The organism is Rhodococcus sp. 06-470-2 (assembly GCF_002258235.1).
Taxonomy (GTDB): domain Bacteria; phylum Actinomycetota; class Actinomycetes; order Mycobacteriales; family Mycobacteriaceae; genus Rhodococcoides.
Map to the genome: position 1 here is coordinate 524,747 of NZ_NOYB01000010.1, position 23,589 is coordinate 548,335.

At 64.7% G+C, this 23,589-nt stretch carries 18 protein-coding genes; 8 read left to right on the top strand and 10 right to left on the bottom strand.

The genetic code is table 11. The annotated features are described in order from the left end of the window. Positions 1-11: 11 nt before the first annotated feature. A complete protein-coding gene (locus CH276_RS05880; protein ID WP_094630333.1) occupies positions 12-2,555 on the bottom strand; it encodes a putative PEP-binding protein in 2,544 nt (847 codons plus the stop codon). Then, entirely contained in the window at positions 2,552-3,178 is a 627-nt protein-coding gene (locus tag CH276_RS05885) for a hypothetical protein (protein WP_094630334.1), read from the bottom strand. The genes CH276_RS05880 and CH276_RS05885 overlap by 4 nt, the downstream gene beginning before the upstream one ends. Positions 3,179-3,422: 244 nt before the next feature. Here CH276_RS05885 and CH276_RS05890 point away from each other — a divergent pair, with 244 nt between their 5' ends. Together CH276_RS05890 and CH276_RS05895 are read left to right on the top strand one after the other, a co-directional pair. Continuing rightward, positions 3,423-4,865: an aldehyde dehydrogenase family protein gene (locus CH276_RS05890; protein ID WP_094630335.1), complete on the top strand. Its 1,443-nt coding sequence runs from the start codon at positions 3,423-3,425 to the stop codon at positions 4,863-4,865. Between the two features lies 1 nt (position 4,866). Beyond that, on the top strand, positions 4,867-5,340 hold the full coding sequence (locus tag CH276_RS05895) for a nuclear transport factor 2 family protein (RefSeq protein ID WP_094630336.1): 474 nt from the start codon (positions 4,867-4,869) through the stop codon (positions 5,338-5,340). Positions 5,341-5,361: 21 nt separating this feature from the next. Here the strand turns inward: CH276_RS05895 and CH276_RS05900 are convergent, their stop codons facing one another. Beyond that, the gene (locus tag CH276_RS05900; RefSeq protein WP_094630337.1) at positions 5,362-5,850 is read right to left on the bottom strand and encodes a VOC family protein; all 489 of its coding nucleotides are present in this window, start codon (positions 5,848-5,850) and stop codon (positions 5,362-5,364) included. Positions 5,851-6,086: 236 nt separating this feature from the next. On the opposite strand from CH276_RS05900, the gene CH276_RS05905 reads away from it, so the two are divergent. Genes CH276_RS05905 through CH276_RS05925 form a run of 5 tightly spaced genes read left to right on the top strand, consistent with a single transcriptional unit; the run spans position 6,087 to position 11,748 of the window. Then, positions 6,087-7,631, top strand: coding sequence for a sugar ABC transporter ATP-binding protein (locus CH276_RS05905; protein ID WP_094630338.1), 1,545 nt, complete (start codon positions 6,087-6,089; stop codon positions 7,629-7,631). 10 nt (positions 7,632-7,641) lie between these two features. Next, positions 7,642-8,670, top strand: a complete 1,029-nt coding sequence (locus CH276_RS05910) for an ABC transporter permease (protein WP_254924166.1) — start codon at positions 7,642-7,644, stop codon at positions 8,668-8,670. 19 nt (positions 8,671-8,689) lie between these two features. After that, positions 8,690-9,814 (top strand): sugar ABC transporter substrate-binding protein, encoded by a 1,125-nt coding sequence (locus CH276_RS05915; protein ID WP_176459120.1) that lies wholly within the window; start codon positions 8,690-8,692, stop codon positions 9,812-9,814. A gap of 6 nt (positions 9,815-9,820) precedes the next feature. Further along, positions 9,821-10,663, top strand: a complete 843-nt coding sequence (locus tag CH276_RS05920) for a sugar phosphate isomerase/epimerase family protein (RefSeq protein WP_254924167.1) — start codon at positions 9,821-9,823, stop codon at positions 10,661-10,663. Between the two features lie 38 nt (positions 10,664-10,701). After that, entirely contained in the window at positions 10,702-11,748 is a 1,047-nt protein-coding gene (locus tag CH276_RS05925; protein ID WP_094630340.1) for a zinc-dependent alcohol dehydrogenase, read from the top strand. On the opposite strand, the gene CH276_RS05930 is transcribed toward CH276_RS05925, so the two are convergent. The 3 genes from CH276_RS05930 to CH276_RS05940 form a co-directional block, all read right to left on the bottom strand. Next, entirely contained in the window at positions 11,745-12,512 is a 768-nt protein-coding gene (locus CH276_RS05930) for an SDR family NAD(P)-dependent oxidoreductase (RefSeq protein ID WP_094630636.1), read from the bottom strand. The two genes, CH276_RS05925 and CH276_RS05930, sit on opposite strands and share 4 nt — an antisense overlap. Positions 12,513-12,591: 79 nt before the next feature. After that, entirely contained in the window at positions 12,592-13,536 is a 945-nt protein-coding gene (locus tag CH276_RS05935) for a TIGR03619 family F420-dependent LLM class oxidoreductase (RefSeq protein WP_094630341.1), read from the bottom strand. Further along, complete coding sequence (locus CH276_RS05940; RefSeq protein ID WP_094630342.1) at positions 13,533-15,272, bottom strand: PEP-utilizing enzyme; 1,740 nt, start codon at positions 15,270-15,272, stop codon at positions 13,533-13,535. The genes CH276_RS05935 and CH276_RS05940 overlap by 4 nt, the downstream gene beginning before the upstream one ends. A 230-nt stretch (positions 15,273-15,502) precedes the next feature. On the opposite strand from CH276_RS05940, the gene CH276_RS05945 reads away from it, so the two are divergent. Continuing rightward, positions 15,503-18,886, top strand: coding sequence for a pyruvate carboxylase (locus CH276_RS05945; protein ID WP_094689106.1), 3,384 nt, complete (start codon positions 15,503-15,505; stop codon positions 18,884-18,886). A 17-nt stretch (positions 18,887-18,903) separates the two neighbouring features. On the opposite strand, the gene CH276_RS05950 is transcribed toward CH276_RS05945, so the two are convergent. Genes CH276_RS05950 through CH276_RS05965 form a run of 4 tightly spaced genes read right to left on the bottom strand, consistent with a single transcriptional unit; the run spans position 18,904 to position 23,575 of the window. Beyond that, positions 18,904-19,956, bottom strand: coding sequence for an acyl-CoA dehydrogenase family protein (locus CH276_RS05950; protein WP_094630344.1), 1,053 nt, complete (start codon positions 19,954-19,956; stop codon positions 18,904-18,906). Between the two features lie 9 nt (positions 19,957-19,965). Continuing rightward, positions 19,966-21,156, bottom strand: a complete 1,191-nt coding sequence (locus CH276_RS05955; RefSeq protein WP_094630345.1) for an acyl-CoA dehydrogenase family protein — start codon at positions 21,154-21,156, stop codon at positions 19,966-19,968. Further along, on the bottom strand, positions 21,153-21,902 hold the full coding sequence (locus CH276_RS05960) for an enoyl-CoA hydratase-related protein (protein ID WP_094630346.1): 750 nt from the start codon (positions 21,900-21,902) through the stop codon (positions 21,153-21,155). The genes CH276_RS05955 and CH276_RS05960 overlap by 4 nt, the downstream gene beginning before the upstream one ends. 41 nt (positions 21,903-21,943) lie before the next feature. Continuing rightward, positions 21,944-23,575 carry an AMP-binding protein gene (locus CH276_RS05965; protein ID WP_094630347.1) on the bottom strand — a complete coding sequence of 544 codons (1,632 nt, stop codon included), beginning with the start codon at positions 23,573-23,575 and terminating at the stop codon, positions 21,944-21,946. Positions 23,576-23,589: the final 14 nt, after the last annotated feature.

Sequence of the window (23,589 nt, forward strand, 5' to 3'; positions counted from 1 at the left end):
GTCAGGTCTGCTCACTCGGCTTCGAGTGCTGCGTGCGCAGCCGCCAACCGGGCCACCGGAACACGCCTCGGGGAGCACGAGACATAGTGCAGCCCAATCGAACTGAGGAACGAGATGGAATCCGGGTCGCCTCCATGCTCACCGCAGACGCCCAGCTTCACGTCGGGGCGAACGGAGCGCGCGCTGTCCGAGGCCAGAGAGACCAGGGCGCCGACACCGTCACGGTCGAGTACCGCGAAGGGGCTGTCGGTCAGCAGTCCGTGCTCGAGGTAGTGCGCGAGCATCGTCTTCTCGACGTCGTCTCGCGAGAATCCGTACGTCAGCTGGGTCAGATCGTTGGTGCCGAAGGAGAAAAATTGCGCCTCGGCGGCCAATGGTGCCGCGAGTAGCGCTGCCCGTGGAGTCTCGATCATGCTGCCGACGAGATAGGGAACCGTGACCCCGGTGTCCGCGGCGACGGTCTCGGCGGCGCGGTGCACCTGTGCGATGGCCTCGGTCAGCTCCCCTGGCAGGGACACGAGCGGGATCATGACTTCGAGTGCAGGCGTGAGTCCTTCGGCGTTCACCGTGACCCATGCGCGGAACAATGCTTCCGCCTGTGCGGGGTAGAGGCGGGTCTGCACCATGGCGAAGCGCACCCCGCGAAGACCGAGCATCGGGTTGGACTCGTGTGTGGCAGCCGCTCGTTCGGCCTGGGCATCGTCTCGGTAGTGCCCGTCCGACGGCAGGAATTCGTGCAGCGGTGCATCGAGTAGCCGGACGGTGATCGGCCTGTCGCCCACGACGCGAAGCAGGTCGGTGAAGTCCGATTGTTGAGCCGCCGTCAGAGCGGCGATCGCCTCGATCTCCTCGGCTTCGTTCTCGGCGAGAACGAGCCGCTGCACCAGCGGCAATTGGTCACCCAGGAACTGATGTTCGGTGCGGCACAGCCCGATCCCTTCGGCACCGAGACGGAACGCGGTCGCGGCGTCTTCGGCGTTGTCGGCGTTGGTGCGCACACCCAGTTGACGAATCTCGTCCGCCCACCCGAGTAGCACCTCCAGTTCCGGCGATGGTTCCGCGGGCCTGATCGGCACGGCACCTGCGTAGACGTCGCCGGTTCGGCCGTTGACGGACACTGTGTCACCCTCGGACAGGGTGATGCCGTCGGACGTCACGGTGGCGGCACCGAGGTCGATGCGTAGCGTCGTCGCCCCGCACACCGCCGGACGGCCTGCGCCGCGGGCTACGACAGCAGCATGCGACGCCAGTCCACCGTTGGACGTGATCACCGCGGTCGCGGCGAGCAGGGCGGGGACATCTGCCGGGCTGGTCTCCGACGCAACGAGGATGACGTTCTTGCCTTCGGCGGCGAGCCGAAGGGCCCGGTCGCTCGACAGGGCGATCTCGCCCGTGGCCGCACCCGGCGACGCGGGAAGACCATGGGCGAGTAGGTGTTCCCGGCCGCTGAGTGTGAGCTGCGCGTGGAGGAGGTCCTGCATCAGGTCCGGTTCGAGCATGCGGACGGCATCGTCGCGTCCGATCGACCGACCGGTGGCGAGATCGACGGCAAGATTGGTGACCGCGCGGGGGCCCGGGTGTTCCAGCGCGCCGGCGCTGAGCAGTGCTAGCTGGCGGTCGCGGACCTCGAACTCCACTTCTGCGACCGCGCGGAGATGCGGCTCGAGCGTGGCGAAGATCTGGTCGAGAATCTGCACGCCACCGGGAGTGTGTGTGAGTGGTGCGCCCGGACCGGGATTGGGGTCGGCCCGGCGCACTCCGAGATGAAAGACACCGTGCGGCGCGTATTTTCCGCTCTCCAGGTCGCGACTGATCGCCGATCCGTACCCGGACTCGTCCCAGGAACCGAGCCGCAGGGCGCGAACGTGGAGAGCGATTCCCAGGTCGCCCGGCAACGACAGGGCGTTGCGCGCCCGCTGTCCGCGCGGAGAGGCCCAGCGAGCGAGCATGGCTTTGGCGGCGAGGCCGAGCTGTTCGGCTGGATCCGTGGGAAACGGTGCACCGGTGGACTTCTCGATCAGTTCGAGAAGTGCCGGCACGCGGGCACGACTGTCGGGGTGGTCGTCGTCGAGGTCGTCGAGATCGTCGGTGTCGATCTCCAGAGCGCCCTCGGCGACGAACCGAAGATTGGCAGCCCAGGAATCGTAGATGTCGCGTTCGCGGCCGATCACCTCGACGAGCGCGTCGATGTTGCGGCTCGACAAACCGATAGCCGAGATGGCGGGCGGTAGAGCGGATACTGCCACCGGGGCGCTGCAGCGCAGATGCATCAACATCGGCCTGCGTTCGGTGCGAACATCGGGCCAGATTCCGCGGACGGCCAGCTTTTCGAGCAGATCGATTGCGGTGGAAGCGGTCTCGCGGTTCTCGAGTCCGGTACCGGACCCGATCGGTACGGTCAGCCCGGGCACCACCGGCAACCCGAGCGCCACGAGGTTGTCCATCTCCACACCGTGAATACCCAGTACGTCGGCGCCGAGTCCTCGGGCCCGGCCCTGACCGTAGGGCACTGCCGCTCGTGTCGATGCGTGGATGACGTTGTCGAACAGGGTCATTCTGCGCTACCGGAGACGAGCTTCTCTTCGAGTGCCTCGTCCTCGGCCCTGGTCATACCCAGCATCATGAGAACGTGCTGATGCAGCCACATCCACACGGTGTGGTAGCCGTCGGTCAGAGGCGACGTCAGAGACGCGGTGTCGCCGTTGTCGAACCGTTCGAGCGCTGCTATCAGCCGCTCGCGGTAGACGAGGAGCTGCGGGCACTGCTTTCCCGACCGACGGAGCATCTTGGTCACGTCGTTGTGAATGTCTTCGAGCCGATCGCGAATCCTCGCGTCGTACTGGGCGTCCGAATGGTCGTTCGCGGAGCCGTCGGGGCGGCACTGCCAAGCAGTGCACAGCTCGCGCAGGCGACGGTTGACCGGAAGGAACACATGGAGCAGATCGGCGACGGCCTTGACCTCGTCGCTGCCCTCGGGGAGGCGAACCTGCGCTCCGGCGTGGGCGATACCGGCCTGTGTCGGCATGACGACGGGGCCCTTCGCGACGGCATCTCCGGCATCGACCACTGCTTGCAGTTCGGGTGTGATCGTGCCACGAACCATGCCCTTGACCACCAGATCGACCAACTCGCTCGTGACGACGGTCGGTGCGGACATGTTGATCGCGAGGTCGTTCATGGTGTTCCTCGTTCTTCTCCGGTCCCTGTCGGGACGGTCATCGGCAAGTGATGCGGCGCTTGCTGTCGGTAGGACTGTGACGGTGCTCATAACCTACCCAATTAGTAGTGGATGTCAAGAAACAATCCGCAAACTATGTACAGACTTGATTCGGCATAGTTACTTGACAACAAGTCCTCTAACCCCGCTAGGGTGACTGTGATGGCCGCCACTCGGCCGTGCAGCAGACGAAGTGAGGCCTCGAATGAACGACCGGCATGAGCTCTACATCGGCGGCAAATGGGTTCCGTCGTCAGGCGACGGAACGATCGACGTGCTGGAAGCGGCAACGGGGCAGTTGCTGGCCCGGGTACCGGCCGGCACCGAATCGGACGTCGACGATGCTGTCGCCGCAGCGCGCAGCGCATTCGGTGGATGGTCCCGGTCGACGATCACCGAACGAGTGACAGTGCTGCGGCAGATCGCCGACGGGCTCGTCGAGCGTGAGACCGAGCTTGCCGAGATGATGGCTCGCGAAGTCGGTACGCCCATTGCGCGGTCGCGGACCGTGCAGGTCGGACTCGGCGTCACGATCTTCCGATCGATGGCGGATACCCTCGAGAGCATCTCGCTGGAAGAGCGCCGAGGTACATCTCTGATCATCAAGGTGGGTATCGGAGTCGTCGGGGCGATCACGCCGTGGAACTACCCGCTGTATCAGCTGGCAGCCAAGGTGGCACCCGCGATCGCAGCCGGTTGCACGACCGTCGTCAAACCCAGCAGCGTCGCGCCGCTGGCGGCGTTCGTCGTAGCCGAGATCGCCCACTCGGCCGGGCTGCCGCCGGGCGTGCTGAACATCGTGACCGGTTCGGGCGGCCAGGTCGGGGAGCGATTGGCCGGTCATCCGGACGTGGACCTGGTGAGCCTCACCGGTTCCACTTCGGCCGGTGCCCGCGTCGGACAAGTAGCTGCAGCCGGAATCAAGAAAGTCACTTTGGAACTCGGCGGAAAGTCTGCGTTCATCGTCGCTCCCGACGCCGACCTGGACGCCGCTGTCACCGCAGCCGTTCGGGGTTGCTATGTCAACAACGGTCAGACCTGCACCGCCACCACGCGATTGCTGGTCCCCGCCGACCGTATCGACGAGGTCGAGAAAAAGCTGGTGGACCTGGTGGGGTCACAGACGGTCGGCGACCCCCTCGACGAGTCGGTGGACATCGGACCGATGGCGTCTCGGGAACAGCAGCAGTCCGTGCTGAAACATCTGGCCGAGGTGCCGGAAGGCGCAGTCTTCCTGGTCGGTGGACCCGGCGACGTCCAGGGACTCGACGCGGATCTGCGATCGGGATTCTTCGTGCGCCCGACTGTGGTCTCCCGCGTGGACAACAAGTCCGCGATCGCGCGCGAAGAGGTGTTCGGTCCTGTCCTCGCCGTGATCACCTACGACGGCATCGACGACGCAGTCGAAATCGCGAACGACTCCGACTACGGACTCTCGGGAGCGGTGTTCGCCGGCGACGACGACGCCGCGATTGCCATCGCTCGCCGGTTGCGCACGGGCCAGGTCTCCGTCAACGGTGGCCGGTTCAACGCGGCTGCACCGTTCGGTGGCTTCAAGAAATCGGGCATCGGCCGCGAGCTCGGACCCGACGGCCTCGACGAGTACTTCGAGTCGGTTTCGCTGCAGCTGCCCGCAAAGGCGACGTGACATGAGCGCCGACGATCATCAGGAGATCACGAAGCTCATGTCCCGCTTCGCGCGCGGAATCGATCTGCGGGACTGGGACATGTACCGGTCGGTGTTCACCGACGACATCGAGATCGACTACACGAGCTACCGCGCCGGCAACGGTGGTCCGTTCAAGGCGGACGACTGGGTGCAGCGAGGGCGGCTGCTCTTTCCGGGACTCGCAGCGTCTCAGCACTTTCTGTCCAATCTCGACATCACCGTCGACGGTGACAGCGGAACGGTCATCTCTTATGTGCGCGCGGAGCACGTGCTCCCCAACACAGCCGGCGACGCGATGTTCACCATCGGGGGCTACTACACCGATTCGCTCCGGCGGGTCGACGGTGAGTGGAAGATCTGCAAGAAGCAACTGACGGTGCTGTGGAACTCGGGTAACCCGCAAATTCTGGACATGGCCCGAGAGCGCGCGGCCGCCTTGCTCGCGGACGCCTGACCGGTTCGGCACCGAACGCCGTCACAGGTCACGAACCGGGTCGGTGCCGTCCCAGTTCGTGGCTGCGTCGGCGACGTGACGGTACAACGCGAGAATGCTCGGCCGCGGTTCGTAGATCTCGACGAGATGTCCCAGCTCGCCGCGGGCATCGTGGAACGCAAAGCTGTTCCCGTTCGGCGTGGTGGAAGAAAACACTGCGGGCCAACCGCTTTCGGTGAAGATGCGTTGCTGCTCGGCGAACGAGGCCACCATGATCGCGACATGGTGTACGCAGTGTCGTGCCGTCGTGGTCTCCGCAAATTCCGGTGGAGTCGACCTATGGGCCTGCACCAATTCGATCTGGGTGTGCCCCCACTGGCCGTAGGCAGAGGTGTGATCGAACGCTCCGGGGTTGCGTCGGACGAAGAACGGCCCGGCGCCGGTGCGGGACGAGAAGTCCGCGGCCGCCTTCCGTACGTCGTCGACCATGTAGGCGATCTGTACGACGCTGCCCAGCTGATACTCGCGCACTGGTTTCTCCTTCGGAGACCTTGGCTAACTTGGTGCCAACTATAAATACTTCGATAGGCGTCGAGGTCCGAATCGTGTCAACTTCACTTGAGCGCGCGCCCGACGGACCTGTTTTGGCACGTCAGTGCACAAAACCAACTTTGTCGGAATGCTGGACTTATTCATGTACATAGTTGAGTATGACCTAGGTAACAACACAAGCATTCAAGTTACTCACCTCACGTAGGTAGGATTCCATGACAGATGCGCTGAGCATCAGCCGTCTCTCCAAGACCTTCGGCGGTCATCGGGCACTCGACGACGTCGAGCTTCTCCTCGCACCCGGCGAGATCCGCGGATTGGTCGGGCAGAACGGGTGCGGCAAGTCCACTCTCATCAAAGTGCTTGCCGGATATCACGATCCCGACGACGGTGCGCGGATCGCGGTCGGCGGTCATGAGCTGCACCTCGGAATTCCGGGCAGCGGTGAGGCTGCCGGTCTTCGCTTCGTCCACCAGGAACTCGGACTGGTCGAGAGCCTCGACGTGGTCGACAACCTGGCGCTCGGTCACGGATACAAGACCAGTGCCATCGGCACCATCGACTTCAGGGCAGAACGTTCTGGGGCCAAGGCGGCTCTTGCCGAGCTCGGTGTCGACCTCGCCCTCGACAAGCTTGCCGGGGCGTTGACCATGAGTGAACGCACCATGCTTGCCATCGCCCGTGCGGTCCAGGATCGCTCCGGTGGAGCCCGTGTGCTGGTACTCGACGAACCCACTGCCAATCTCCCTGCCGCAGAGGCGGTTCGGTTGTTCGATCTGGTCCGGCGAATCAGTGACCGCGGGGTGGCCGTGCTGTTCGTCTCGCACCACCTGAACGAGATCTTCACCCTCTGCGACAGCGTGACGGTCATGAGAGACGGCAAGATCGTGACCACGAGGGCCCTCGACGGTCTCGACGAATCCGGTCTCGTCGAACTGATGATCGGCCGCCGCGTCGAGGAGTTCCTCGCCGAACCGGAGGAGACCACCGACTCCTTCGGTGACCCCGTTCTGCAGATCGTCGAGTTGTCCTGTGGCGCAGTGGAAGGATTCAATTTCTCGATTCGTTCCGGTGAAGTACTGGGCATTGCCGGTATCACCGGATCCGGTCGAGAGCAGATAGTGCCTGCACTCTTCGGCGCGGAGAGCCGCGGGGGCGCGATCACCGTCGACGGGAAGACCGTCGAACAGGGTCGCCCGGACCTGGCGATGTCGGCGGGTATCGGCTGTGTGCCGGCCGAACGCCTCTCCAACGCAGCGTTCGCAACAGCATCCCTACGCGAGAACGTGTCGGTCGCCGATCCGTGGCGGTTCGCCAAGGGTGGTCTGGTGCGCGTCAAGCGTGAGAAATCCGATGTGGCGCACTGGCTCGAACGTCTCGGAGTGCGGCCCACGGGTGATACCGAACGGCATATGAGCACCCTCAGCGGCGGCAACCAGCAGAAGGTCGTACTCGCGCGGTGGCTGCGTCGCAATCCCCGAGTGCTGCTGCTCGACGAGCCCACACAGGGCGTCGACATCGGCGCGAAGGCCGACATTCACGCCCTCGTGGACGCCGCCGCTCAGGCCGGCGCAGCGGTACTGGTGGTGTCCACGGACCACGGCGAGCTCACCCGACTGTGTGACCGGGTGATCGTGCTGTCGGTCGGCCGTGTTGTCGACGAATTCTCGCGGCCCCGGATCGACCCCGATCGGCTGACCGCTTCGACGTTGAAGAAACCTGCTCCCGCCGCGTCCTTCGTCGGCACTCGGACTCGGTGAAAGGATCACCATGACAACCCAATCCCACGAAGAAGCGGCGGCCGCGCCTGCGAGCCCACCATCAAGCGGAAGCGACCGCGCAAGTGCCCGAACGAAGGGGCGCACGTTCTCACTCGGACTCGATCGCTTCAGCGGTCTGTATGTGTGGGTCGCCATCATCGTGCTGTTCGCGATCTGGATCCCCGACACCTTCATGACCCAGGGCAACTTCCGCATCGTCGCCGGCGATCAGGCGATCACCGCCATCTTGGCCATCGGCCTCATCGTGCCGTTGGCCGCGGGCGTGTTCGACCTTTCCATCGCCGGCGTCATGGGGTTCTCGGTCGCGATGGTGTCCTACCAGCTCTCCCAGGGCATCAGTACGCCTGTCGCCATCGTCACCACCCTGCTGTGCGGTGCGCTGATCGGTGCCGTCAACGGCTTCGTCGTGGTCAAATTGCACGTCGACTCGTTCATTGCGACGCTGGGTATGTCGAGCATCCTGCTGGCCGGAACCTACTGGGTGACCGACGGAAAGCAGATCACCGAGGGTTTCACCGATGGCTTCCTCGACATGGGCAGCAAGCCCTTCCTCGGCCTGCCGCTGCCGTTCTTCTACATGATCGCCGTCGCCGCGGTGATGTACGTTCTGCTCGAAAAGACTCCGTTGGGCCGTTACCTGTACGCCACCGGCGGCAATCGTCAGGCAGCGCGACTCGCCGGCCTGCGTGTCGAACGAATCATGTTCGGTGCCTTGATGACATCGGCGACGATCGCTGCGCTCACCGGAGTGGTTTTGGCGGCCAAGCTGGGCACCGCCGCGCCCGACATCGGGCCGTCGTACCTGCTTCCCGCCTTCTCCGCCGTATTCCTGGGCTCCACCCAGATCCGCGCCGGCCGCGTCAACGTGCTCGGCACGCTCATCGCCATTTATCTCCTCGCCACCGGTGTGAAGGGCCTGCAACTGGCCGGGGCACCCAGCTTCGTCAACGACCTCTTCAACGGACTCGCCCTCATCGTCGCCGTCGCGCTCGCTGCGCGGACCGCTCGCCGCAACTAGTTCTCCGAAAGGAACTCACGTGAAAACCAACACCTGGACAAAGGCTTTGGCCGGCATTGCTGCTGCAAGCCTGGTCCTGACCGGCTGCAGCAACTCGGACGACACGACCACCGGCGAGGCCGCAGACGTCGCCGGTGCGCAGGCGTTCGCCGATCAGTACGAGGCCGCGCCTACCGATCTCGTGCTGACCACACCGTTGAGCAAGGCGCCGGAGGAGGGCAAGTACGTCATCAGTATCGAGACGCCCCAACCGATCTCCAGCGCCAAGAACGACGCCATTCAGGAGGCAGCCGACGTACTCGGGTGGCGATACCAGCGTGTTCTGATGGGCACCGACGCCGAAGCGGCACCCAAGGCCATGGATCAGGCCATCGCCCTGAAGCCGGACGCCATCCACATCTCCGGCACACCGTTGACGATGCTGTCGAAGCAGATCGCCTCCGCCGAGGCCGCGGGCATTCCGGTGGTTGCGGACAGCATTGCAGGAGAACCGGTTCCCGGTGTCATCTCCACCGCGCTCGACGGCGATGCGCAGGTGCAGGAGTGGGGCAAGATGGTGGCCAGTCAGGTGGTCGCGGACAGCAACGGTGAGGCCAATGTCGCGATCTTTTCGATCACCGACTACTCCATCCTCAACGTCTTCACCGATGCTTTCACCACGCAGTTGGAAAGTCAGTGCCCGGACTGCAAGGTCCAGCTCGTCAACCAGCAGGTCACCGATCTCGGAACCAAGACCCCGCAGAGCGTTGTCAGCACGCTCCAGCGTGACCCGACCATCAACTACGCGGTCTTTTCCTTCGGCGACCTCGTCCTCGGTGTCGATGCGGCACTACGCGGAGCGAGCCTGCAGGATCAGATCACGTTCGCCGGTCAGACGCCGACGCCGGACAACCTACAGTCGCTGAAGGACGGCGACAACAGTGTGTGGGTAGGTTTCCCGGTCCAGATTCTCGGATGGCGTGTGCTCGACACGTTGGCCCGCCAGTTCAACGGCGACGATGTCGCCGAAGCGGACGCGGCGTTCATGCCGACTCAGTTGCTGAACAAAGACAACATCGACACGGCGGTGCTCGACGAGGAGACCGGTTACTACGTGGGTGTCGCCGACTACCAGGATCAGTTCAAGACGCTCTGGAAGAAGTAGATTCGCATGATCCACGCGGCAGCCGAGCGCATCGTGTCGTTGTCGTCCCTGTCCGCGATCGAGGTACCGCCTCCGCAGTTCGTCGAGTTCGCCGCCGTGGGCGGGTTCAACGCAGTGGGTGTCCGAGCGGCGCAGACCGGGCAGGACAGGGGATTTCAGCTCCCCGCCGGGTCCGCGCTGCTGCGCGACACCAAGTCCGCCCTGGCGGACAACGGGATGCGCGTGCTCGACGTCGAAGTGGTGAAACTGCACCCCGGGAGCTCGCGTGGTGATTGGTCGGCGGTGCTCGAAGCCGGCGCGGAACTCGGCGCGGACTATCTACTCGTCACGGTGCTCGACGACGATCGGGGTCGCGCCGAGAGCAACTTCGCGGAACTCGCGGAACTGTCCGGCGACTACGGACTTCGCGCCTGTCTGGAACCGATGATCTTCTCGTCGGTGCGGGACGTGACGGCGGCCGCAGCATTCGTCGAGGCTGTGGCCGGCCGGGCCGGCGTACTCGTCGATGCGTTGCACTGGGCGCGTGCGGGTTCCGAGGTCTCCGACATCACCGCCGTCGCAGAGGATCTGCTGCCGTACTGCCAGCTGTGCGACGCGGTGTCGGCAGCCTCGTCGGTGGATCCGAACGCGGCCATCACCGAGGCCCGAACCCACCGTCTGGCTCCGGGCACGGGTGCCCTTCCGCTCGTCGAACTCCTGCGAGCACTCCCGGCGTCGGCCGCCGTCAGTGTGGAGGCACCCTCGGCCCGAAGCGTCACCGATCCGGGCGGGTGGATCGCCGAACTCGGCCGGGCAACGTGGACGGTGCTCGACGAGCTTGTGCATACCAATGAGAAACTGTACTCATGAGCAACAAAGTTTGTGTCGACCGGAAAGTGAACGCTGACATGACAACTGCAGTCGAGAACAAGTTCGTCCACATCGTCGCCCCCAGGGAAGCGGAGACCGTCGTCGAGGACACCGTGACACCGGCCCCGAACGGGGTGGTCGTCGACATTCGGTACTGCGGCATCTGCGCGACCGACACGCACGGATACGCGTCGGCAGCATTGCCGCCTGCGGTGTTCGGACATGAATGGACGGGCACGATCAGTGCGGTGGGTGCCGAGGTGACGACGGTGCGTGTCGGGCAGCGTGTGGTCGCGGGTGTCGGGCCGGCATGCGGGGCGTGCGCTCAGTGCCGCGCCGGGCACGCGGCCAACTGCGATCTCGCGTTTGCGGAGGCCAACGGAATCACCGACGATGCACCGGCCCACGGTGGTTTTGCTACCACGCTGAAAGTGTCCGCACGGCGGGCGATTCCGGTGCTGGACGCACTGTCCGACGAAGAGGCCGCGTTGATGGAGCCGGCCACCGTGACGTTCCATGCCGTCAAGCGAGCGGCCATCACGCTCGGCTCGATCGTCGTGGTCCAGGGTGCAGGACCGATCGGCTTGCTGACTGCTCAGCATGCGCGCACCGCCGGTGCCGGGCGAGTGCTGGTCAGCGAACCGTCACCCGCACGTCGTTCGGCGGCACGCAATCTGGGCTTCGCTGACGTGGTGGAGCCCGGGGACCTCGCTGCTCTACTGAACGACGTCACCGATGGTCTCGGTGCCGACGTGCTGTTCGAGTGCACCGGCGTCGCCGCGCTGTTCCAGCCCTCGGCGGAGTTGGTCAGGCGGGGTGGAACGTTGGCGCTGCTCGGCTATCCCGGAACGGACTCGTCGGTGAGCTACGGGGACTGGCAGTCACGAGAACTGACGGTCATCGGTTCGCTGGCGTACTCGCACGAAGACTTCAAGGGGACGATGACGCTGATCGCCGAGGGCCGGATCGACGTGAAGTCTTTGCACACCGGGACGATCGGGCTGGGTGAGTTGGTCGATATGTTCGACGAACTCGACAGCGGTACCAGCACCCACGCCAAGGTGCTGGTGGACCCGAACCGCTAGGGGCCGGCGGGAACGGGGACGGTCTGGCCGCTGCCGCAGGTGGCGCCGCCGTCGACTGGGATCGCCACCCCGGTGACGAAAGACGCGAGCGGCGAGGCGAGGAATGCGATGACCTCGCCTACTTCGCGGGCGGTGCCCCAACGGTGCAGGGGCACCATGCCTTTGAGCGATTCGTAGCGATCGGGTGTGTTCTCTTCGATGCGCTTGGTCATTCCGGTACTGATCGGACCTGGGCAGACGGCGTTCACGCGAATACCGTCATTCGCGAGGTCGAGGGCGAACGACCTCGCCATGTTCACCGCACCCGCTTTCGCTGCGGCGTACGGCCACCGGTTGGGCTCTCCGCCCAACGCGGTTGCCGACGCAGTGATGACGACCGAGCCACCGCCGGCGCGGCGGAACGCCGCAATCGCCTCGCGCACACCGAGTGCGATCGCCCGAAGGTTCACGTCGATCGACCGGTCGAAGACGTTCATGTCGAGTGTCTCGATCGAGCCCGATGCCGGAACTCCGGCGTTGAGCACCAGGGCATCGAGTCGGCCGAACGAAAGCTCGGCCTGCTCGACGGCGGCGCGGTTGTCGTCGGCGTGGGTGACGTCGCCGACGAAGGCGACCGCATTGTCGTTGCCCGCCAACCAGTCCAGTGAATTCGAGGTGGTGTCGAAGGCGACCACCGACCCACCGCGTTCGAGAATGATCTCGACCGTGGCACGGCCGATTCCGGACGCTGCGCCGGTCACGACCGCCACGAGACCGGCGGTCACGACACCTGCTCCAGCGGCAACGGGCCCGGTGTCCCTCTCGACGGTCGACGACCGGCCGGCGCCGCCGAACGCTGGGCTGTCATAGTGCACTCGCTTTCGGCGTGGTCAGTTCTGCGGCGGTTTCGAGCAGGGTGGCCAGCCGTGCCGGTGCCGCAGCCCAATCGGCGGGTGATCGCATGTCGTCCCAGAAGTTGACCTCGACGATCAACTGCTCCGCGCCGGCGGCGATCGCGGTCCGGATGTCCTTCTCGACACCCTCGATGCCTTGACCGGCCGAGCCGACGGCATCGGTCGGTCGCTGCAGATAGGATCGCAGGAAAAGTCGAACGGGATCCATACCGGCCGGGCGCATTTCGGCCATCGTGTCGAGCTGGTCGAGCAGCGCTGCCGATGTACCGCTGCTGGGGTTCCAGATGTCGAAAAGGGCTGCGGTCCTTGCTAATCCGGTGGTGGACCGCAGTCCGGACAGGAGCGGCGGGTGCGGCTGCTGTATTGGTTTGGGCCGAACGACGGAGCGGGGGATGGTGAAGAATTCGCCGTCGAACCGTACGGGATCAGGACCCCAGCACGCCTGAACGGCGTGCACGAGTTCACTCATTCGTCGACCACGGGTACGCGGATCGACGTCCATCTGGGTGTGTTCCTCGTCGGACCAGCCGGCACCGAGACCCGCGACGAGCCGTCCGCCGGAAAGGATGTCCAGAGTCGAAAGTCGCTGCGCCAGTTCGATGGGACGATGGTAGCCAGCGACCAGGATGCTGCTGCCGATCGTGACCGTCCGAGTGCAGGCTGCCACGTAGGCCATGAGTTCCGTGGCCCCGAGCACCGAGCGGTAGGCCGGGTGGACGCTGGTGGTGTGGCGACCTCCGTAGATCGATTCGTTCACTTCCGGATAGAACAGGTGTTCCTGGACCCACAGGCTTGCGAACCCGAGTTCCTCGGCCGAAGTGGCGAACTCGCGCACCGCACCGACGTCGACATGTTCCCCGAGCTGGGGGAGGCTCAATCCGATACGTAGGCTCACAGGACGGTCACCGTTCCGGTGTTGCCGTCGACCTCGATCATCGCTCCGTCGGGGATCCTGGACGTGGCGTCCTGCACCGACACGGCACAGGGGATGCCGAGCTCGCGGCAGACTATCGACGAGTGAGTGATAGTGGCACCGACGTTGACCACCACACCGCCGGCGAAGACGAACAGTGGCGTCCAGGCCGGATCGGTCTGCGGCGCAACGATGATGTCGCCTTCGGCCAGATCGCCGACCTCGTAGGGATCGTGCAGAATCCGGGCTCGGCCACGGCTCACCCCCGGTGCACCGGCCACACCGGACAGCGCGTCGCCAGGCGCCGCGATCTGTGCCTTGTGCTCGGTCCGCCTGGGCCACTGCGACAACGGGAGCTTCTCGAACAGGAAGAACGGTGGTTCGAGGTCGAACAGCGCCAGGTATTGCTCACGTCTGTCCGCAATGGTGTTCTCGAACGACTCAGGGTCCGCCACGAACGCGTCGAGCTCGTCGTCGAGCAGCATGGTGACGTCGTGGTGGTCGCCCATCACTCCCCGATCCACCATGCGATGGCCCAGTTCGTAGAGCGCAGTCCGCATTTCGCCCATGACCTTCACGCATGCGGTCTTGGTTCGTTCACGCCACGGCATGAATTTCGTGATGGATTTGGCAGCGTCGAGAAAGCTCTGCCGAGTGGCGTCGTCGGGCATCTTGGCGGCGAGTTCGGCGGTGAGCGCGATGCGCTTGGCCTGGTTACGCTCTCGGATGAGCTCAGGGTCGTTCTCCACGGGGCTCATCCGCATGCCGTTGACTGCGAGCAGCGCCAGGACCGGCTTGGATTCCCAACTGTCCGAGCGGATGTCCCATTCGTTCGGCGCGCGCGACCCGTACTTGTAGAGGAACTCGTCGAAGTCCGTTCGAAACTGTTTCGCGTCGGGGGTGCCGCTCGCGTCGACGGCCTCGAGCAACGTGGCGAGGCCGTCGTCGAAGAGAGCGGTCAGTTCTGCAGACCCGGCGACGAGGCGGCCCATGTTCCACAGTGCGTAGGAGGGCTCCGCGGAGTCGACTCCGCCGAGGCCGCTGAGGAGATCGCCGAGCTTGTCTGCTTCGCCGATGGATTCGAGCAGCGCGCCTGCGACGGCCGGCCCCATCGTCGACAGGGTAGTGGTGACGGGGTGATAGGCGTAGCAGAAGATCAGGTCTGGAACGAAGGAGCGGGCGTGATCGACGAGCTCCTGGTCGCTCATGGCCGTGACATCGGGACGATTCGCGCGCGCGAGATCGGCACGGTGCTTGGCTTCTTCGGCCTCGGGGAATGTGTCGGTGGTCAGTGACCACGCGGTCTTCTCTGCCAGGCCCGCGGTGAGTTCGGCGTTCTGGTGGCCGGGCTTCTCGACGTACTCGGGGATGTCCGGATGATCGCCGACCCACAGGCTGTTCCAGACCGGAACGGTCAGTCCGGGAAGTCGGGCACCGTTGAGTTCTGTCATCGAGAAGTTCGTGTAGTGGTACCCACCGAAGTTGCCGATGATCTCCGGCATCCCTTCGTCGATCTCGGACGCGAGATGAGTCCCGAGGTGCTCGACGTAGCCTTCACGCCAACCGATGTTCAGGCCCTTGTTCCATACGAGGGTCACGTTGAGCGGACTCGACGGGTCGGGCAGAACCTCACCGGCGTTCGCCCGTGTGTAGACCGGGTACCGCTCGCTGAACTCCCAATCGGTGATCCAGCTGTCGGAATTCTGGTCGCTGCTCATCGAGTCCTCCTCATCCGTGGCGTGGACTGTATTTCAAGTCACACTATAGAAACAGTGGGTCAATGGAAACATGCACAGAGATATTGCGCAGCAGTTTGAGAAGCTTGTTCTGGAGAACGGTCCGCGCTACTAACTTTACTATCAATCTAGTAAGAATCCTGGTTTTGTGGGAGACTCGGCTCATACCCCGTCAGTCGGCGTGCCGCCGGCCCCTACCCGGGAGGAACATCATGTTCGCAAAAGTCCTCGTTGCAAATCGCGGAGAGATTGCCGTCCGCGCGTTCCGTGCGGCGGTCGAACTGGGCGCTTCCACCGTTGCCGTCTATCCGTATGAAGACCGCAACTCTGCGCACCGGGCGAAGGCGTTCGAGTCCTATCAGATCGGCGAGCCGGGTCACCCGGTCCGCGCCTACCTCTCGGTCGACGAGATCATCTCGGCCGCAAAGAAATCCGGTGCCGATGCGGTGTACCCGGGATACGGTTTCCTGTCCGAGAACGCCAACTTGGCCGCAGCGTGCAAGGCCGCCGGTATCACGTTCGTCGGCCCGTCCGCCGAGATCCTCGAGCTCACCGGAGACAAGTCGCGCGCTGTTGCCGCAGCCGCCGCGGCAGGGCTTCCGGTTCTGGCATCGTCGGCCCCGTCCGAGGATCCGGACGTGTTGATCGCGGCAGCCGAAACGATGTCGTTTCCGATTTTTGTCAAGGCGATCGCCGGCGGTGGCGGCCGCGGCATGCGCAGGGTGGTCGCACCGGAGGAACTACGCGACGCCATCGAAGCCGCATCTCGCGAGGCGAGGACCGCATTCGGCGACGGGACCGTCTTTCTCGAACAGGCGGTCGTCGACCCCAGGCACGTCGAGGTGCAGATTCTCGGCGACGCGACGGGTGAGGTCATTCACCTGTTCGAGCGTGACTGCTCACTGCAGAGGAGGCATCAGAAGGTAGTCGAGGTCGCCCCGGCTCCCGGGCTCGATCCCTTACTGCGAGAACGAATCTGCGCAGACGCGGTCAGGTTTGCCCGCCACATCGGTTACACCTGTGCGGGTACGGTCGAATTCCTGCTCGACGCGCTTGGAAACTACGTGTTCATAGAGATGAATCCGAGAATTCAGGTCGAACATACGGTGACCGAGGAAATCACCGACGTGGATCTGGTGGGCTCGCAACTGCGCATCGCGTCCGGTGAAAGCCTGGCCGATCTGGGATTGAGCCAAGATTCCATCGTGATCCACGGCTTCGCCATGCAGTGCCGCATCACCACCGAGGACCCGACCGACGGCTTCCGTCCGGACACCGGGCGCGTCACCGCCTACCGTACCCCTGGAGGGTCGGGTGTGCGCCTCGACGGCAATGTCGGCGTGGGGTCGGAGATCGGGTCGCACTTCGATTCGATGCTCGTCAAATTGACCTGCCGCGGGCGTGATTTCGCCACCGCTTCCGCGAGATCACGACGGGCGATCGCCGAATTCCGGGTACGCGGTGTGGCGACGAACATCCCGTTCCTGCAGGCGGTGCTGGACAACCCGGACTTCCTCGCGTGGAAAGTCACCACGACCTTCATCGAGGAGCATCCGGAACTGTTGACGCAGAACACCTCTGCCGACCGTGGCACGCGCATCCTGCAGTACTTGGCCGACGTCACCGTCAACCGCCCGCACGGCGAGCGACCGTCGCCGGTCTACGCGATCGACAAGCTTCCGTCCGTCGACACCCGAGTCGCGCCTCCCACCGGCTCGAGGGACCGGCTGATCGCTCTCGGGCCGACCGGTTTCGCGGCCGAGCTGCGATCTGCGACCGCACTCGCCGTTACCGACACCACTTTCCGCGACGCGCACCAGTCCCTGCTGGCCACCAGGGTGCGCACCCGCGACCTCGTCGCGGTGGCACCCCACGTTGCGCGCCTCACCCCGCAGCTGTTCTCGATCGAGGCCTGGGGTGGCGCGACCTACGATGTTGCGCTTCGGTTTCTGCACGAGGATCCGTGGGAACGACTCGCCGCCCTACGCGCGGAGATACCCAACATCTGTCTACAGATGCTTCTGCGCGGCCGAAACACCGTCGGCTACACGGCGTACCCCGACCGCGTCACGCACGCCTTCGTGCAGGAAGCCACCGACACCGGAGTCGACATCTTCCGAGTCTTCGACGCTCTGAACAACGTCGATCAGATGAAGCCTGCCATCGACGCAGTCCGCGACACCGGGACCGCTGTCGCGGAGGTGGCGATGTCCTACACCGGCAATCTGGCCGATCCGAACGAAACCCTTTACGACCTCGACTACTACCTGCGCCTGGCCGACCGGATCGTCGACGCGGGTGCCCATGTCCTGGCCATCAAGGATATGGCGGGCCTGCTGCGACCGCCCGCCGCAGCGACTCTGGTCTCCGCGCTGCGGTCGCGCTTCGACCTTCCCGTGCACTTGCACACCCATGACACCCCCGGCGGCCAACTCGCGACGTACTACGCCGCGTGGCTAGCCGGCGTCGATGCCGTCGACGGGGCGAGTGCAGCCCTGGCCGGGACGACGAGTCAGCCCGCGTTGTCGGCGATCGTCGCTGCAACAGACAACACCGACCGTGCCACCGGACTCGATCTCGCGGCGGTCTGCGATCTCGAACCATATTGGGCAGCAGTGCGTTCCGCGTACGCGCCGTTCGAGTCAGGCCTCCCGTCGCCCACCGGGCGCGTCTACACCCACGAGATCCCGGGCGGTCAGCTCTCCAATCTGCGCCAGCAGGCGTCCGCGCTGGGGCTCGCGCACCGTTTCGAGGACATCGAGGCTGCCTACGCGGGGGCGGATCGGGTGTTGGGCCGACTCGTCAAGGTCACGCCGTCGTCGAAGGTGGTGGGCGACCTCGCGCTGGCGCTGGTCGGTGCGGGCGCGACGGCCGCCGAATTCGCCGACGACCCATCGAGTTACGACATTCCAGGGTCGGTCGTCGACTTCCTCCGCGGTGATCTCGGCGAACCGGCGGGGGGATGGCCGGAACCGCTTCGAAGTCGGGCATTGACCGGCCGGGCGGAAGCGTGCGCCGCCACTGCGTTGACCGAGGCGGACGAGAAGAATCTGTCCGCGCCCGGCCACGAACGCCGAACCACGCTGAATCGTTTGCTTTTTCCAACGCCCGCCCGTGAGTTCGAGCAGCACCGCAAGGACTATGGCGACACCTCGCAATTGTCGACCAATCAGTACTTCTACGGATTGCGGCAGGGGGAGGAGCACCGAGTTCGGCTCGAGCAGGGCGTCGAACTGCTGATCGGGCTCGAGGCGGTATCGGACCCCGACGTCGAAGGAGTCCGCAACGTTCTGTGCATCCTCAACGGCCAGCTGCGTCCGGTGAGGATTCGCGACCGGAGCATCGAAACCACCGCCCGGTCTGCCGAGAAGGCCGATCGCACCGATCCCGGGCACATACCCGCACCGTTCAGCGGTGTCGTCACGCTGTCGGTCAAAGAGGGCGACGTGGTCGCGCAAGGTGAATCGGTCGGGTCGATCGAGGCCATGAAGATGGAAGCGACGATCACCGCGACCAGGGCAGGTACGGTCACCCGCGTTCCGATGGGCCGTACCTCTCAGGTCGACGGCGGCGATCTTCTGCTGGTGCTGGCGTAACCGCCCGCCGCCCTGACTCAGATCAGGGCAGCGGCGATCGTCTCGGCGTGCACGCTGGTGACACCGAACAGCAACTCACTGGTCTTTGCCCGCCGAAAGTAGTGGTGCAGGGGGTGTTCCCAGGTGAAGCCGATTCCGCCGTGGATCTGAATTGATTCTTCGGCGGCGAAGGTGGCCGCTCGGGACGCGAGCACACGGGCAGTCGCGGCGGCGGCGACGAACTCGCTTGTGCTGCGCGCGTCGGCCCCGGCTGCATCGAGCACCGCCGCCTCGGCCAATTCGGTCGCGATGAGCATGTCCGTGAGACGATGCTTGATCGCTTGGAACGACCCGATGGCCCGTCCGAACTGCTGACGGGTTCTTGCGTACTCCACCGACATGTCCAGGCATGCTCGCGCCGATCCGACCTGTTCGGCTGCGAGAGCTGTGATCGCGGCCGCCTGCGCCTTGCCGAGGCCGGCACCGATGTCGTCACCCGTCGCCCGGTGAGCGACCGCGCCGAAAAACTCGACCCGTGCGAGGCCCCTGGTGAAATCCAGTGCCTCACTGGGTGTTCGGGTGACTCCGTCAGCGCCACCCTCGATCACCGCCAGCTCGGTGCCGTTCGGACCCTTGGCTACGACGATCAGCAGATCCGCATCGGCTCCGTCCACCACGGCTTCTCGAACGCCGTTGAGGACGAGGGTGCCGTCGCTGCCCGCCGTAGCCTCGATGGAGGACGCTGCGAAGGGGAACGGGGCCACCAGTGTGGCCGTCCGGGTACCGTCGGCAATCGTCGGAAGATTCTGTGAGCAAGCTTGTTCGGACCCTGCGTGGAGGAGACCGAAGCCTGCTAGGACGACCGAAGACAGATAGGGGGCCCTGCCGAGCGAACGACCCAGCTCGGTCATCACCACTGCTGCGTCCTTCAGCGTGAAGCCGGCGCCGCCGAACCTTTCCGGGAACGGGATTTCCGTGAGACCCATCTCGACCAGCGCAGGCCGGACGTCCTCGCCTATCTTCGTTCTGGCCAAGGACGAACGGAGGCCGGCCTGTAGATCGCGTTGCTCGACGGTCAGTTCGAGTGTCATGGCATGCTCCTATCGTGGTTCGCGAGGCAAGCCGAGCCCGCGTTCGCCGATGATGTTGCGCTGGATCTCGTCCGAACCGCCGGCGATCCGATATCCGGGGGCACCGAGGAGATGTTCGGTCCACGCGAAAGTGTCGGGTGCACCGGTGTCCGCCAGGATCTTGGGCCCGAGGAATGTCGCTGCGGCGTCGCCGATGCGTTTGAGATTCTGGGTCCACACCAGTTTGCCGATCGAACCCTCCACTCCGGGAACAGCTCCGGCCAATTCACGCTCGGCGTACCGGGCGACCATGAGTGCCGACGCTCTTTCGTAGACAGCAACTTCGGCCAGCTGTTGCCGGACGAGCGGATCGTCCGAAATGCCGAGGCTCTTGGCCAGCCGGACCAGATCAGCGCCGTTCCCGCCGGCGCTGACGATCCCGGCGCTCGAACTCCGCTCGAAACCGAGTGTGGTCAGCGCGACTGTCCAGCCGTCGCCCTCGGCACCGAGCCTCGACGAGTCGGGCAACTCGACGTCGACGAGAAACACCTCGTTGAACGTCGACCCGCCGGACATTTGGCGAATAGGTCTGATGTCGACCCCGGGTGCGTCCATGGGCATCATGAACGCCGTCATGCCGCGGTGTTTCGGGACGGTGGTGTCGGTGCGGGCGATGAGCAGGCCCCACTTGGAGAACTGCGCTCCCGAACTCCACACTTTTTGACCGTTCACGCGCCAGCCGCCGTCGGACTTGACTGCCTTGGTCGACAATCCGGCCAGGTCGGAGCCTGCTCCGGGTTCGGAGAACAATTGGCAGCAGAGCTCATCGGCCCTCAGGAAGGGTTCGACGAATGTCTTCTTCTGTTCGGGGGAACCCAGAGCGTGGATGGTAGGTGCCACCAATTCGACTGTCACGAGTACGGTCTCGTGTCGCTCCGGTGCGTTGTACTGCCGTTCGATCCCGACGTACGCGCGCTCGTGGCTCGCGGTGAGACCCGGTCCGCCCCATTCGGGTGCCCAGGTGATCGCCCCGAACCCGGCATCGACGCGGCGGCTCTGCCAGTGTGCCGCAGCGTCGATCAGCTCGCGTTCTTCGTCGTGACTGCGATTGTGGAAGATCGCGTAGTTGGGGTCGGACATCGTGGAGTTCGTCCTGGGTTCGAGGTTCTCCGCGAGCCAGGCCTCGGACTTCTCGGCGAATGCCTGAACGTCGATCGTCATGACTTCGTTCCCCCCGCCATCTCGGCGATGCGCGCCTCGACCGCGATCTTGGAATCCGGGTGTTCGGACAGGCGAAGGGTGTAGGACTGCTCGAGCTCGTACCCGCGTTTGAGGTCCATGCTCTCGCACCCGTTCAGCGATTGCTTCGCCAAGGTCAGGGCGTAGCGGCTCTTCGCCGCAATAGTTCGTGCGCGCGTCATCGCTGTGTCGAGCAGGACGTCGTGATCGACGACTTCGATGGGAGCGCCCCACGCGCGCAACGTCTCCGCATCGACGGCCTCGGCGGTGAAGAACATCCGCCGCATGGCCTGTTGCGGCAGCATCCGGGCGGTGAATCGCCCGCCGCCGAGCACGCCGACGCCCATCTCGGGCAGACCGAACGTGGCCCGCTCGGACGCTACCACGAGGTCGCACACCGACGTCAGGCCGAATCCGCTTCCGAGGCACGGCCCGTTGATCGCCCCGATCACCGGCAGCGAGCAGTCCAGGACCGCGAAGATCGACCGGCGCACTTCGCGCATCTCGACCTCGCCGCCGGTCGCGTCCATGACGCGGAAGCTTCCCAGATCGTTTCCTGCACAGAAGATTCGGCCCCGCCCGGTCAGGACCACCACGCGGACGTCCTGGTTGTCCGACAGTGCCTCGAAAACGGTGGCGATCTCCCGGTACATCTGGGTGTCGATCGCGTTGACCTTGCCGCGGGCCAACTCGACGAGTGCGATACCGGGCTCGGGCTCGGTGACCACGACGTGGTCGATTCCAGCAGGCTGTAATGACAAGGGAACCTCTATTTCTCGTGTGACGCGGCGAAGATCATCGCCGCCATCTGCGCCGGCACTGCGGTGCGATCGCGGGTCCAGCTGCGCAGTGCGAACTTCTGCACCTTGCCGCTGGCGGTCTTGGGTAGCGAGTCCACCACGAAGATGCTTTCGGGAATCTTCTGTACGGCTATGTCGCGGTCGAGGAGGAATCGGTGGACCTCGTCCAGGGTGAGGTCTCGGTGATCGCGAGTGACGACGAACGCGCAACCCCGCTCTCCCGTTTGGGAATCGGGTCCCGCGACTACGGCGACCTCGATTACGGACGGGTGAGCACCGAGGTGGTTCTCGACGTCATGGGCACTGATCTTCTCCCCGGAACGGTTGATGATGTCCTTGATTCTCCCCACAACGTGAATGGCACCGTCGCTGTCGAAGCGGCCGAGGTCACCGGTCTTGAAGAAGCCATCGGGGGTGAAGGCGTCGTCGTTGAGGGTGGGGTCGAGATAGCCGAGAAACGTATCCGGTCCGCGCCACAGTATTTCGCCGACGCCGTTCGCTCCGTCCGACACGATCACCTCGGTAGGTGCGATGGGGCGTCCGTCGGATTTCTGACGCACGGCCGAGGAGTCCCATCGATCGGCAGTGGTGACGGAGGGGCCCTCGGTGGCACCGTACATGCGCACCACGGTGCCGAGGCGAGTCGTGGCCGCCGCGGTGAGTGCGTCGGGCACGTCGGCTCCGCCGCATACGATGTACCTGATCGACGGTGTCGGTACCTGTGCGGATTCGGATTCGTCGAGTAGTCCGCGCAGGAACGGCGTCGAGAAGATCATGAAGCTGCAGTGTTCGTCGACGATACGGCGGAGCGCGATAGCAGGATCCCACGTTTGTTGTAGGACAACGGATGTACCGAGAAGAAACGGCAGAATCAGGGCGCAATTGACGCCCGTGACGTGGGTGACCGGCGACGGATTGAAGATCACGTCGGTCTCGTTGAGTCCGAACCAGTCGATCATCGACGAGTTCTCGTAGACCAGGGTGTTATGGCTGTGGAGGGCACCCTTGGGGTCGGCGGTAGTGCCGGATGTGTAGAGCAACAGGCAGATATCGTCTGCGGAAGGTGCTGTGCGCGAACGTAAGTCCGAGATCATCTCGTCCGTGACTCGGTCCAGCAGATCATCCCACTCCGCCAAGGATACGACGAGTTCCAGGTCCGGCAGATCGTCGGCCAGATTGCGATACATGGCGGCCACGTCGACCCCGCGCAATTCGGCAGGGACGAAAGCGACCTTTGCTCGTGACTGTCCGAGAATGAAGCGGAGCTCGCGAGACCTGTAGATGGGCACGATGGGGTTGGCGACCGCACCCAGCTTCATGACGGCCTGAAAGACGACGACTGCCTCGATGCAGTTCGGGAGCTGGAACGACACGACGTCGTCGGACGTGACGCCGCGGTTGTGCAGGGCGGCGGCCACTCTGGTCGCATCTCGATCGATCTCGGCAAACGTGGCTCGGCGCTTGCCGTCAACCACGGCGACGGCGTCCGGGTACATACGAGCAGCGCGGGTGAGGTAGTGCCCGATCGGTCGGTCGCTCCAATGCCCGTCGGTCCGGTACGAGTGTGCGAGGTCGGCGCTCGGCGGCCTTGTCGGCAACATCGCTACTCCCTACC

Coding starts and splice junctions, on each gene's coding strand:
- CH276_RS05880 (WP_094630333.1), bottom strand. CDS start 2,555: ATGACCCTGTTCGACAACGTCATCCACGCATCGACACGAGCGGCAGTG.
- CH276_RS05885 (WP_094630334.1), bottom strand. CDS start 3,178: ATGAACGACCTCGCGATCAACATGTCCGCACCGACCGTCGTCACGAGC.
- CH276_RS05890 (WP_094630335.1), top strand. CDS start 3,423: ATGAACGACCGGCATGAGCTCTACATCGGCGGCAAATGGGTTCCGTCG.
- CH276_RS05895 (WP_094630336.1), top strand. CDS start 4,867: ATGAGCGCCGACGATCATCAGGAGATCACGAAGCTCATGTCCCGCTTC.
- CH276_RS05905 (WP_094630338.1), top strand. CDS start 6,087: ATGACAGATGCGCTGAGCATCAGCCGTCTCTCCAAGACCTTCGGCGGT.
- CH276_RS05910 (WP_254924166.1), top strand. CDS start 7,642: ATGACAACCCAATCCCACGAAGAAGCGGCGGCCGCGCCTGCGAGCCCA.
- CH276_RS05920 (WP_254924167.1), top strand. CDS start 9,821: ATGATCCACGCGGCAGCCGAGCGCATCGTGTCGTTGTCGTCCCTGTCC.
- CH276_RS05925 (WP_094630340.1), top strand. CDS start 10,702: ATGACAACTGCAGTCGAGAACAAGTTCGTCCACATCGTCGCCCCCAGG.
- CH276_RS05940 (WP_094630342.1), bottom strand. CDS start 15,272: ATGAGCAGCGACCAGAATTCCGACAGCTGGATCACCGATTGGGAGTTC.
- CH276_RS05945 (WP_094689106.1), top strand. CDS start 15,503: ATGTTCGCAAAAGTCCTCGTTGCAAATCGCGGAGAGATTGCCGTCCGC.
- CH276_RS05950 (WP_094630344.1), bottom strand. CDS start 19,956: ATGACACTCGAACTGACCGTCGAGCAACGCGATCTACAGGCCGGCCTC.
- CH276_RS05955 (WP_094630345.1), bottom strand. CDS start 21,156: ATGACGATCGACGTTCAGGCATTCGCCGAGAAGTCCGAGGCCTGGCTC.
- CH276_RS05965 (WP_094630347.1), bottom strand. CDS start 23,575: ATGTTGCCGACAAGGCCGCCGAGCGCCGACCTCGCACACTCGTACCGG.